This window comes from Pseudomonas sp. m6p (assembly GCF_055760375.1).
This window is the reverse complement of the sequence record NZ_CM147084.1, coordinates 2,856,058-2,868,006: the sequence shown is the minus strand read 5'-3', so window position 1 is coordinate 2,868,006 and position 11,949 is coordinate 2,856,058. Positions and strand designations below refer to the sequence as shown.

Below are 11,949 nucleotides of genomic sequence, written 5' to 3'. Positions count from 1 at the left end.
GGCCGTTTGTGCAGGCCGGACCTTGAGGTCAGTTGTGCCATGCTCCGGTGCAAAGCGGCCGACTCAGCTCAACGGGTTCCAGCGCTGCGACCAGTCGTCATCGGTCTCGATCACCTGGCGCAACAGATCGAAGGCCTGTTGCAGGGTCGCCGAGTCTCGCTCGCGGGCGTACACCAAATAAGTTGGATAGCCGAATTCCGGGGCCTTGGTCACCGCTTCCAGCGCGCCGGTTTCCAGATAGCTGCGCACCACACGGGTGCGAAAGTAGCCGCTGCCGCCGTGTTCGAGGATGTATTGCAGGGCCAACGGGCCGAGGTTGAAACTCAGCGCGGCTTTGGCCTTGTCTGGCAGGGCGGCGTCGTGCTGGCGACGGAAGTCCGGCCCCCAGTCGATGTAGACGTAAGGATCCGGGCGGTTTGGCGCACGCACCAGAATCAGTTTTTCTTCCAGTACCTGCTCGACTTGCAGGCCGGGCCAATATTCCGGCTGATAGACCAGCGCGGCATCGAGCACACCGAGTTCAAGCTGGCGCAGCAGATTTTCGCCGTCGCGGATTTCCATGCGCAGGGCATGCCCGGGGATTTTTTCGCGCAGTTCGGCGGCCCAACTGAGCATCAACGGGTTGCACAGGCTGACTTCACCGCCGATGTGCAGCACGTTGTGATAGCCGTCCAGCAGCGGCAGGTCGCGCCGCGCGGCTTCCCAGGTCTGCACCAGTTGATTGGCGTAGACCACGAAGGCCTCGCCATTGGCCGTCAGTTTCGCCCCGGCGCGGTTGCGCACGAACAGCGTGCTGCCCAGCTGACTTTCGAGCTTCTGCACCCGGGCGGTGATCGCCGTTTGTGTGACGAACAACTTCTGCGCCGCCGCAGCGAGGCTGCCGTGGCGGACGATTTCCAGAAAGGTGCGGGCGAGGTCGATGTCCATGGGTGGGCCGGTATCTGAGGTGCGGGCATTGTAAGTGTCGGCTCGCCACCGCGTCATCGTTCATTGCGCTGCGGTTTCCATGGATTTCGTGAGTGATGCAAACCCCTGCAGGAGTGAGCCTGCTCGCGGTGGCGGAATGTCTGCCAAACCAGTGCCGCCCGAGACACCGCCATCGCTGGCAAGCCAGACTCCCACAGGTACTGTGTCGGACGCAGAACCCGGTGGGAGTCTGGCTTGTCAGCGATGAGGCCTCAGTGGGCGCTGAAGCTCAACCCGCCAACTCAACCTTGCGCACCCGCGCCCAGTCTTCCACCAACCGCGCCGGCGTACCGCAGGCCTTGCGCTTGTAGACGAAGTGGCTGCACTTCTCGGCAAACTGGTTGCGGTTGTAGAGCATGTCCTCCTGCATTTCCTGCAGTTCGTTTTCCCGGCATTGCTCGATCAGTACCTGATCAACCCGCAATTTGCGCTCACGCACGGCAGCATAGGTCGGGTCGGTCAATGTCGCGTTGGCCCGTTGCAGCAACCATAACGAAAACTCGTCCGGGCAGCGCGGACCGATCTCCTGGACCATGCCCAGTTGCAGCGCCTGGGTGACGCTGATTGGCAGACAGGCCTGGGTCAGTTGTTCGGCCACCGTCGGGCCGACGGCGCGGGGCAGGCTGTAGGTCCAGTATTCCGAGCCATACAGGCCCATGCTTTTGTAATGCGGATTGAGCACGATGTCGGCCCGGGCAAACACGATGTCGGCGGCCAGTGCGAGCATCACGCCGCCGGCCCCGGCATTGCCGGTCACGCCGCTGACCACCAGTTGCTGCGCGCTGAGCAGCTCGGCGCAGACATCGTCGATCGCCTGAATATTGGCCCAGGCCTCGGCGCCCGGATCCTGCGCGGCCTGTATCACGTTCAGGTGCACACCGTTGGAAAAACTGCCGCGCCCGCCCTTGATCAACAGCACGCGGGTGTCCCGCGATTTGGCCCAGCGCAGCGCCTCGACCATACGCTGACACTGTTCGGTACTCATCGCGCCGTTGTAGAACTCGAAGGTCAGCTCCCCGACATGCCCGGATTCACGGTAGCGGATCGGCTGATACGCCTCCTCATTGAACGGCTCGCGGGCGATTGACCAGTCGAGCGTCGGCACGTCGGCCAGTTGCCCGGCCAGCACGTGCCGCGCCGGTTGCTTGAAGGTTTCTTCGCCGGGCAGTGGTTTGCGCCGCAACGAACCGATCCACAGGCTGTGATCACCGGTGGCAACCAGTACCGCATCGTCATGCACCGCGAGGATCTTGCCGGGAATGCCGGTGCGCTGATCGAGGTGCGCGTCGTACACGTAATACTGCCCGCCGGCCAGACTCGCCAGTACACCGGGCTGGCCGTCAGCGGCGTCAATGCAGCGTTTGATGAATCGCGAGCAGTCGTGCCAGCTGAAGGTGCGGTCGGCCTGCTTCATGTTCGGTTGCAGGCGGCCGCGGACTTTGGGATCGCTGTAATCCAGTGCGACAGGGACAAAGCCGTCGATGAATTTTTCGACCACTTCGCGAATACAGCGAATCGCCGCATCGCTGACCCGACCGTTGTACAACTCGGACTTGCGCAAGCCCGGCGGCAGATTGAATTCGCAGGTGGCCCAGACCGGGCCGGCGTCCATTTCCTCCACCGCTTGCAGGGCGGTCACGCCCCAACTTGTGAGTTCGTTGGTGATCGCCCAGTCCAGCGCGCTGGCGCCACGATCGCCGACGATGCCCGGATGAATGATCACCACCGGCCGCCGGAGATTGCTCCACAGCGCTTGCGGCACGCGGTCCTTGAGGAACGGGCAGATCACCAGATCGGCGCCGCTGTGTTCGATCTGTTCGCGCACCGAAGCCTCGTCGGTGAACACCACAACGCTGGGCGAATGCCCGGCCTGGCGCAGTTCCAGCCAGGCGCGTTGAGTCAGGCCGTTGAAGGCCGAGGACAGCAGAATAATCTTCAGTGATCGCATGATTTTCTTCCTTGAAAGGGCTGCCGTGGGCTCCTGATGAGCCGTCCCTGGCATTCGATGGAGCGCGCAGATTAGTCAGTGCTGCAGCGCTGGCAACTGATCCGGGTCAACGTTGTGTGAGTCAATATTTCCCCGGCGAGCAAGTTCCTTATTCTCAAAGGTTTGACTGTCTTGATTTTTTATTACTTCAAATGTAAGCAGCGCTATTGCACAGTCGCGCCAGATCAGGAGTCGGACGATCCCGGCAGAACGATGGTTTTTCGCAGCGGGTGGGACCCGTTTCAGGGAGCAAGACATGGGTGATGTTCAAAACCCGCATGACCGGATGATTGGGCAAATGTTCCAAAAGGACTATCGCTGGCTGTGCGCTGCCGTTGGCCGCACGCTGGGTTGCCCGCACAGTGCACAGGACATCGCCTCGGAAACTTTTCTGCGGGTATTGACCCTGCCGGACCCGACCGCGATTCGTGAACCCAGGGCGTTGTTGACCACCATCGCCCGACGGCTGATGTATGAAGGCTGGCGTCGCCAGGACCTGGAACGCGCCTATCTGGAAAGCCTGGCCCTGGTGCCGGAACCGGTGCATCCATCGCCGGAGGAACGCGCGCTGGTGATCGAAGCGCTGTTGGCGGTCGATCGCCTGCTCAATGGCTTGTCGGCCAAGGCCAAAGCGGCGTTTCTCTACCATCAGCTCGACGGTTTGACCTACAGCGAAATCGGCGAACGGCTTGGGGTTTCCACCAGTCGGGTGCAGCAATACATGGTCGAGGCGTTCAAACGCTGCTATCAGGCGATGCAGGCATGAGGCCGGACGACGCGGTGATCGATGAGGCGGCGCAGTGGATGGCGCTGTTGCAGTCCGGTGAAGCCAGCGCTGGCGAACGTGCGGCGTTCGACGCGTGGCGGGCAGCCGACCCGCGACATCAGCGGATCATCGAGCAAATGGGCGGTGGCCTGAACCTGCTGCGCCATCCGCACTTGCGCGGGCTGCCCCGCAACAGTCTGTTGCACAGCCTGAATGCGCCGTCGAGTCGTCGGCGTTTTCTCAGCGGTAGCCTGAGTGTGCTCGGGATTGCCGTGCTGGCCGGATTGCTCGGGCGCCGCTACGGCTGGCTGCCGGAAGCGGGGGAGTTGGCGACCGGCACTGGCGAGCGGCGCGACTTTACCCTGGAGGATGGAAGTGCACTGAGTCTGAATGCCCGCACGCGAGTGGTGGCGCAATTCGATGCGGTTCAGCGCCTGCTGGCATTGCGCACCGGTGAGTTATTGGTGGATGTCGCCAAGGATTGCGCTCGACCATTTGTGGTCGAGACCGAGCACGGTCGGATGCGTGCACTTGGAACGAAATTCCTCGTGCAACAACACGATGATTTCACCCGCCTGGTGATGCTGCACTCGCAGGTCGAAGTGGTCACCGCTGGCGGGGCGCGGCGACTGGTCGAGGCAGGGCAGAGCCTGTCGTTCAACGCGCAGGACATTCTCGCTCTGGAGCGCAGTAACGGACAGGAAAGTGCCTGGGTGCAGGGGCGCCTGGAAGTGCGCGACCGGCCGCTGAGCGAAGTGATCGACAGCCTGCGCCGCTATCGCCGGGGCATTCTGCACCTGAGTCCCGAAGTGGCCGATCTGCGCCTGAGCGGCCTCTATCCGCTGGACGACAGTGACCGCACTTTGCAATTGCTGGAGCGTTCGCTGCCGATTCGCGTCACATGGCACAACCCCTACTGGGTCAGCATCCAGCCTCGCCCTTAAGCCCACTGCAACCCTGCAGGAGCTGCCGCAGGCTGCGATCCTTTGATCTTGAAAAAACAAAATCAAAAGATCGCAGCCTTCGGCAGCTCCTACACAGAGGTGCGTTTTATTCCGGTTATAGGTTTATGACTTCTTGGCCTAATCGCCGCCCTATAAAAAGCGCCGGCCCGCTGCTCATTCCCGGCAGACGCCTTCAACAGGGAAGCCCTTGATGATTTCATTCAAACAACAATTACCGCGCCTGACCCTCGCCGCCGCACTGGCGATGGGACTGGGGCCGATCGCGGTGTATGCGCAGGATTCTGCGGCCCAGGTCTACACCTTCGACATCGCCAGCGGCCCGCTCGATGAGGTTTTGCTGGATATCTCGCGCCAGACCGGCGTACCGATTTCCTTCAGTCAGAATCTGGTGGAGGGCAAACGCAGCGGTGTGGTGCGCGGTGCGTTGGGCGGGCGTCAGGCGGTCGAGAAAGCGTTGCTCGGCAGTGGCCTGCATGTCGAGCAGAGTGCCCAGGGCCTGAGCGTGCGCGAAGGCGCGGCGAGTACGCCGGTAGCGGCCAAAGTCAGCGCCGTGGCCCCGGTGACCAGCGCCGATTACCGCATGGAAAAAGTCACCGTCACCGGCTCGCGAATCGCTCGTGCACAGAGCGATGGCGCGACCCCGGTCAACGTCATCACCCACGAAGAGATGGAGGCGCGCGGCTACAAGAACGTCTATGACGCCTTGGCGACGCAGACGCAAAACACCGGCATGACCCAGGGCGAGGACTACGGCAATACCTGGCAACCGGCGGCCAGCGCGATCAACCTGCGGGGCCTCGGCCCCAATCACACGCTGGTGCTGATCAACGGCCGGCGCGTCGCCGATTACCCGACGCCGTACGACGGCAAAGTCAACTTCACCAACCTGGCGAACATTCCTTCGGCAGTCATCGAACGTATCGAAATTCTCAGCAGCGGCGCTTCGGCGATCTACGGTTCGGACGCGATTGCCGGGGTGGTCAACATCATCCTCAAGAAGCAGATCAATGGCATCGACGTCAATCTCAAGGGCGGCACCAGCGAGCGTGGCGGTGGCGACAATCAGCGCCTGCAAATCAGCGGCGGCGGCAGTTGGGGCGACTTCGACGGCTTGTTCGGCCTGGAGCTGACCAACCGCGATCCGATCTGGGCCGACGATCGCGGCTTCATGCAAAGCGGCCCGCTGGCGGACGTCGGTTACCGCCGCGACCTGAGCAACAACCGCTACCTCGGCCCCGGTTGCGGCGCCTATCAAGGCACCTTCGACAACAAGCTGCTGAACAACGGCGGACGCTGCCGCACCGATCAGATGTACAACGATTACTGGACCATTCAGACGCAAAAGGAAAACTACGACGGCTACACCCGTGGCACTTGGCATTTCAGCGACAGCGGTCAGGTGTTTGCCGATTTGATGTATGGCCTCGATCACATTCAGAACAACACCCGTGGCCCGACGTTTACTTCGCCGGACTTCATCAACCAGAACAGCGGCAATCTGGAGCGCTGGTATCGCCGTTACGGCGAAGAGGAAATTGGCGGGCGCACCAGCAACAACAGCAAGTGGACCGACACGTCGTGGACCGGCACCCTCGGCCTCTCGGACAAGATCGCCGACACCGGCTGGCGTTATGACCTGGCGGCCAACCGCTCGGAATATCGCAGCGTCAGAACCACGCGCTACACGCCGCTGTCCTCGATTCAGGATTTCTACCTCGGCCCGCAACTGGGCACGCGTGACGGTTACCCGGTGTTCGCCCCGGACGCCTCGCGGCTTGATCGTCCGCTGGCGCCACAAGAGTGGGAGCAGTTTCGCAGCAACCTGACCCAGCGCAGCAAATCGGTTTCCACCAGCTACAACGCCTCGATCAATGGCGATCTGTTTGACCTGCCGGCCGGCCCGGTCGGATTTGCCGGGGTGCTGGAAGCGGGCAAGCAGGCGTATCGCGTCGACCCGGACGACGGTCTGAATGACGGCGCTTTCTATGGTGTGAGCCCGGCACAAAGCTCCGGTGGTTCGCGCAAGCGTTACGCCGCCGGTGGCGAGTTCAGCATTCCGGTCACCGACACTGTGCTGGCCACTGCCGCCGGACGTTGGGACCAGTACAAATTCAGCGGCCGCAGCGAGCAGCAGAAAACCTACAACCTCGGCCTGGAATGGCGCCCGATCACCAGTCTGTTGCTGCGTGGCAGTTACGGCACCAGTTTCCGCGCGCCGGATCTGAACTACATCTACCAGTCCGACAGCAACGGTTACTACCCGGCGCAGATCGACTACTACGGTTGCAGCCAGGGCGTGCAGGGCGCGTGTGATCGCGGGCGAGTCGATTACACCCAGAGCGGCACCCCGGACCTTGAGTCCGAGCGCGGTAAATCCTGGACCTACGGTTTTGTCTGGTCGCCGTCGCGCAATTTCGATTTCTCCACGGATTTCTGGCGGGTCGAGATCGATGACCTGCTGACCACCGTCGACGAAAACCGCCTGTTGCAGCAAGAGAACGAATGCCGCAACGGCACCCAGGACATCAACTCGGCCAACTGCCAGTCGACCCTGGCGCGCATCGATCGCAACCCGGGCAATGCCGCGATTGATCCCAATCAGTTGCAGCGAGTGCGGGTCAATGCGATCAACGCCGCCAGCGAGCGGGTCAGTGGTCTGGACTTCAAGAGCAACATCCGCTGGGGCGCCGGCCAGTACGGCGCGTTCAGTTCGGCGCTGGGCTATACCCTGGTGCTTTCGCATTTCTACAAGGAGTCCGATGAGGCGCCGACTCAGGACTGGCGCACCTCGCGCACCAACTACGACTGGCGCAGCAAGGTCAACGCCAGCCTGACCTGGGATTACCAAAAGGCCACGGCGACGCTGATGGGCATTCGTTACGGCTCGGTGACCAATGGCGCGGGCGACGGGCGTTTGTCGCCATGGACGGTGTTCAACGCCAGCGCCCGCTACAAACTCAACGACCGCGCCAGTGTCGGCCTGACCGTGAACAATGTGCTCAACCAGATCAAGCACGACGACTCCGCCGGCTGGCCGTATTACCCGACCGGCAACTACGACCCGTACGGGCGGCAGTGGTGGCTGGATGTGAGTTATCACTTCGGCAGTTGAGCACGTGGAATATGTGAGTAACGTCCTACGGAAACGGGGGAGTTTTTTGCAGAAACGGGGATATTTCCGACGACAATCTCAGGTTGGTCGTCGGAAGCGTGATCTATAGCATCGGATATGACATTGAAGTCGTAAACGGCTTGGACGCTCAGGCCTCTGATAACGGATGGATTATGCGAACTCCCCACCTCGAATACGAAACGCCTGCTTATTCCCATCGCCTTCACTGGCGCACCGATCGTGCCAGATGCCCCATGGAGGATGTCGCGATGCCCAGCGTCAAGGTGCCCCGGCTGACGGGGGTAAAGAGGGCCGAGGGCAGACCTGTCGACGTGCTCGTCAATGGCCGGAACATAGGTGACGATGCCTTTCTGATCGTTGACCTGACCGACGAAGGTTTTGAGTTGAACGATGTCGTCAACATGCTTTCAACCTCTGAGCTTTATCTGCAAGGCGACATGGTCAAACGCATCACCGGCAAGTCGGTCAGCACCGTCCGGCGGTTACTGAAGGAAGGTAAGACGGTACGGCTTGACCCGCAGCAGAGCGTCGTCGCCTACCAATATGCGTTGGTGCTGGAAAAGGCCACTCGCGCCTTCGGGAGGCAGTCACGGGCCGAGGAGTGGCTGCGCAAGCCCAGCACCTACCTGAACGGTCGCGTCCCCGCTGAGTTTATTCGGCACTCACTGGGGTTTCAGATGGTGGAGCAGTATCTGGGGCAGCTAATATACGGGGTTTACACATGAATCCCTTGCCCTGGGACGAGCACTGGTATGCCTGGCGGCTGGATCCCGAGGTCTACGGAGGGACGTGGGACAGCGGGATGGGTTCAAATCTCAATGGTGGCCGATGGAACAAACCCGGACGACGAGTCGTTTATGCATCGGTCGATCCGTCGTCGGCCATTCTGGAGGTGGCAGCCAATCACAGCTTTGATGCGCTGGACAGTGAACCCTATGTACTCACGTGTTTTGAGGTCATCAACGAAGCAAAAGTGAAAATAGTGCAGCCTGAGGAAGTGCCGAATCCTTACTGGTTGAGCCCCGCCAAACCTTCACCCAATCAACAACTGTTTGCCGATTCGTTATTGGCAGAACATCCGTTTGTACTGATCCCCTCGGCGGCAACCCGCCATTCGTGGAATTTGCTGGTGAGCTGCGAATTGGCGGAGGGCCAGTTCAGGATGGTTTCTCAGGAGCGGTTTGGGCTGGATACCCGGTTGCTGAGGGAGATGGAACTGGTTTGATACACAGCTGGTTTTTTTGCATAACCTCATCACCCAACGGTCTAAATCGGGCTCTATAAAACCCTGCTGTCCATTGCACATCCCTGCATAAACCAAAACGCAGGGATGGCTGTTCATGATCCATTTTTCACCCGTTAGATCCCGTTTGAGCCTGGCCTTGCTGCTGGCGATCAATACCTTGCCGGCAGTTGCTGCCGACGAACCCACGACCCAGCTGCAACGGGTCGAAGTCACCGGCACCGCGATTCGCCGGGTCGATGCGGAAACCGCGGTGCCGGTCACAATCCTGCGAGTTGAAGAATTGCGCGAGCAGGGCGTGAGCACCACAGAAGAACTGGTGAGCCGGATTTCCGCCAACCAGTCCTCGGTCGGCTCCGGCCGCTCAGTGGGTTCGAGCAGCGGCGGGGCGTCGTATGCCGATTTGCGTGGCATCGGCCCGAACAAGACGCTGGTGCTGCTCAATGGCCGGCGCCTGAGCAACAACGCGACCAACGCGATCAATGGGTCCGGGGTTGACCTGAACACTATTCCGTTCGCCGCCATTGATCGCGTCGAAGTGCTACGTGACGGCGCTTCGGCGTTGTACGGCACCGATGCGATCGGAGGGGTGATCAACTTCATCACCAAGACCAGCCTCACCGAAGGCCAGCTCAGCACCAACTACGACACGCCGACTCATGCCGGCGGTGGTGAAAGTCGTAACTTCAGTGGCAGCTGGGGCTTTGGCGATTTGCAGAATGACCGCTTCAACGTGTTCGGTGTGGTCAGTTACGACAAGCAGCAACGCCTGGCTGCCGAGGATCGTGGCTACACCTACAACTATCAGCCCGGACGCGGTCTCGATTACACCTCCGGCACCGCATCGCCGGCGAACTGGAGTCAGGGCAGCAACGCCACCAACCCGTTGGCCGGTTCCGGTTGCAACGCGCCAGGATTGCTGGCGCGCAACGGCATCTGCCGCCAGAGCCTGTGGAACTACCTCGATCTGGTACCGGAAACCGAGAAGACCTCGGCTTTCGCCAAAGCCACCGGCAAGCTTGCGGACGATCACAATGTCAGCCTCGAATATTTCTGGGCGCGCAACGAAAACCGTACGCAGATCGGCCCTGGCACCTTGATGGGCAATCAGGTCAATCCCGGCACGACGTTCTATCCCGGTAACGGCATTACCCCCGGCCCCAGCGTTTTCGCCCTCGACCCGACGCAACCGGTGGATGTGAACTGGCGCGAAACCGCCGTCGGCGCGCGTCAGCATGAAGACGACAACACCGGCCAGCGTTTGCTGTTGAGCTTCGATGGCAGCGTGGTTGGGTGGGACTACAACGTCGGCGCGTCGTACAACCAGAACAAAGTGGTGAATGCCATTGAGGCCGGGTACGTCAACGACCGCGCCGTCAGTGCCGGTATCGCCAATGGCATCATCAATCCGTTTGGCGCGCAGACCGCTGCCGGGCAGGCGTTGCTGGCAGCCAATGCAGTGGACGGTGATTACTCGACGGCGGTCGGTCGGGTGAAGGCCATTGACGGGCGTGTCAGCCGCGAGATTGGCGATTGGTTCGGCGCCGGCCCGTCGGCGCTGGCGCTGGGTGGCGAATACCGCAAGGAAGATTTCCATCAGGACTTCGCCCAGTTCGCCGCCGACGTGCAGAGCCTGGGTGTCGACCCCAATGCCAGTGTCGCCGGGGATCGCAGCGTCTCGGCGCAGTACGCCGAGGTCAACGTGCCGGTACTCGACAGCCTGGAATTGTCCGCCGCCGTGCGCCACGACAAGTACAGTGACTTCGGCAGCACCACCAACCCGAAATACTCGTTCCGCTTCCAGCCATTCAAGGAGCTGGTGGTGCGTGGCGCCTACAGCGAGGGTTTCCGCGCGCCGTCGCTGTACGAGTTGTACAACCCGAACTTCACCACGTTCACCGTCGCCAACTACAACGACCCACGGCTGTGCGCTGGCGGTAATCCGAGCAACGGCGGCATCGCCAACCGCGACTGCGCCCAGCAGTTTTACAGCCGCACCGGTGGCAACACGGACCTGAGCCCGGAAACCGCGCGCAATGTCACCCTCGGTTTCGTCTATCAGCCGTTCGAGCGCCTGAGCACCGGGCTGGACTTCTGGTGGATCAACATTGCCAACCAGATCGCCGAATTCCCCGAGTCAGCGGTGTTCGAGAACCCGGAGCTGTACCCGGACCGCCTGGTGCGCAAGCCTGACGGCTCCATCGATCACATCGTCACGGGGCTGGCCAACCTCGGCAAGATCAAGACCAATGGTGTCGACGTCAGCTTCGACTACCGCTTGCCGAGCACCCCGTACGGCAACTTCGGTATCGGCCTGCAAGGCACCTATGTCAGCCGCTACGAGTACCAGCAGCAGCTCAAGGGCGACTACATCGACAAGCTTGGCGATTTTCGTGGCGGCGACTTTTCCTCGGCCGGCGCTGTGGCTCGTTGGCGCCACAGCCTGACCGGCAGCTGGAACTACGGCCCTTATGGCGTCGCCCTGACCAACCGCTACACCAGCGGTTACCACGACTCCGACCGTGAGACTCACGATTACGTCGGCTCGTACAACGTCTGGGATCTGGCCGGCACCTACACCTGGCGCAAAACCCTCAGCGTGACCCTCGGCGCGAAGAACCTGTTCGACCGCGAGCCGCAGTTCAGCAACCAGACCTACACCTTCCAGAGCGGCTACGACCCGAAGTACGGCGACCCGTTCGGGCGGACGCTGTACACGCGGGTCAATTACAAGTTCTGACCCGCTCTGTGTAGGAGCTTGTTGATCTTCAAAAGTCAAAAGATCGCAGCCTGCGGCAGCTCCTACAGGGAGCGGATTTCATGGAGGCGGCGGGTTTTAGTCACTTATTGATCTAAACCTGCCCTATAAAAATTGCCGGCCTGTTGCAC

At 61.3% G+C, this 11,949-nt stretch carries 8 protein-coding genes; 6 read left to right on the top strand and 2 right to left on the bottom strand.

All coding sequences use genetic code 11. From position 1 onward, the window contains the following. Positions 1 to 63: 63 nt before the first annotated feature. Positions 64 to 927 (bottom strand): LysR family transcriptional regulator, encoded by an 864-nt coding sequence (locus ACYZUM_RS13085; protein ID WP_041072725.1) that lies wholly within the window; start codon positions 925 to 927, stop codon positions 64 to 66. A gap of 268 nt (positions 928 to 1,195) precedes the next feature. After that, the gene (locus ACYZUM_RS13080; RefSeq protein ID WP_108182867.1) at positions 1,196 to 2,914 is read right to left on the bottom strand and encodes a hydrogenase maturation protein; all 1,719 of its coding nucleotides are present in this window, start codon (positions 2,912 to 2,914) and stop codon (positions 1,196 to 1,198) included. Positions 2,915 to 3,209: 295 nt separating this feature from the next. On the opposite strand from ACYZUM_RS13080, the gene ACYZUM_RS13075 reads away from it, so the two are divergent. From ACYZUM_RS13075 to ACYZUM_RS13050, 6 genes are all read left to right on the top strand, one after another. After that, positions 3,210 to 3,719 (top strand): sigma-70 family RNA polymerase sigma factor, encoded by a 510-nt coding sequence (locus ACYZUM_RS13075; protein ID WP_108182866.1) that lies wholly within the window; start codon positions 3,210 to 3,212, stop codon positions 3,717 to 3,719. Further along, entirely contained in the window at positions 3,716 to 4,663 is a 948-nt protein-coding gene (locus ACYZUM_RS13070) for a FecR domain-containing protein (protein ID WP_108182865.1), read from the top strand. The genes ACYZUM_RS13075 and ACYZUM_RS13070 overlap by 4 nt, the downstream gene beginning before the upstream one ends. Positions 4,664 to 4,874: 211 nt before the next feature. After that, positions 4,875 to 7,796: a TonB-dependent receptor domain-containing protein gene (locus tag ACYZUM_RS13065; protein WP_108182864.1), complete on the top strand. Its 2,922-nt coding sequence runs from the start codon at positions 4,875 to 4,877 to the stop codon at positions 7,794 to 7,796. A gap of 269 nt (positions 7,797 to 8,065) precedes the next feature. Next, positions 8,066 to 8,542 carry an MbcA/ParS/Xre antitoxin family protein gene (locus tag ACYZUM_RS13060; protein ID WP_186448526.1) on the top strand — a complete coding sequence of 159 codons (477 nt, stop codon included), beginning with the start codon at positions 8,066 to 8,068 and terminating at the stop codon, positions 8,540 to 8,542. Beyond that, positions 8,539 to 9,042 carry an RES family NAD+ phosphorylase gene (locus ACYZUM_RS13055; protein WP_108182862.1) on the top strand — a complete coding sequence of 168 codons (504 nt, stop codon included), beginning with the start codon at positions 8,539 to 8,541 and terminating at the stop codon, positions 9,040 to 9,042. The genes ACYZUM_RS13060 and ACYZUM_RS13055 overlap by 4 nt, the downstream gene beginning before the upstream one ends. 115 nt (positions 9,043 to 9,157) lie before the next feature. Further along, a complete protein-coding gene (locus tag ACYZUM_RS13050) occupies positions 9,158 to 11,800 on the top strand; it encodes a TonB-dependent receptor (protein WP_108182861.1) in 2,643 nt (880 codons plus the stop codon). The last annotated feature ends 149 nt before the right edge of the window (positions 11,801 to 11,949 follow it).

Bases quoted from the DNA above. Each gene is read 5' to 3' on its own strand.
- ACYZUM_RS13085 (WP_041072725.1), bottom strand. From the start codon at position 927: ATGGACATCGACCTCGCCCGCACCTTTCTGGAAATCGTCCGCCACGGC.
- ACYZUM_RS13080 (WP_108182867.1), bottom strand. From the start codon at position 2,914: ATGCGATCACTGAAGATTATTCTGCTGTCCTCGGCCTTCAACGGCCTG.
- ACYZUM_RS13075 (WP_108182866.1), top strand. From the start codon at position 3,210: ATGGGTGATGTTCAAAACCCGCATGACCGGATGATTGGGCAAATGTTC.
- ACYZUM_RS13070 (WP_108182865.1), top strand. From the start codon at position 3,716: ATGAGGCCGGACGACGCGGTGATCGATGAGGCGGCGCAGTGGATGGCG.
- ACYZUM_RS13065 (WP_108182864.1), top strand. From the start codon at position 4,875: ATGATTTCATTCAAACAACAATTACCGCGCCTGACCCTCGCCGCCGCA.
- ACYZUM_RS13060 (WP_186448526.1), top strand. From the start codon at position 8,066: ATGCCCAGCGTCAAGGTGCCCCGGCTGACGGGGGTAAAGAGGGCCGAG.
- ACYZUM_RS13055 (WP_108182862.1), top strand. From the start codon at position 8,539: ATGAATCCCTTGCCCTGGGACGAGCACTGGTATGCCTGGCGGCTGGAT.
- ACYZUM_RS13050 (WP_108182861.1), top strand. From the start codon at position 9,158: ATGATCCATTTTTCACCCGTTAGATCCCGTTTGAGCCTGGCCTTGCTG.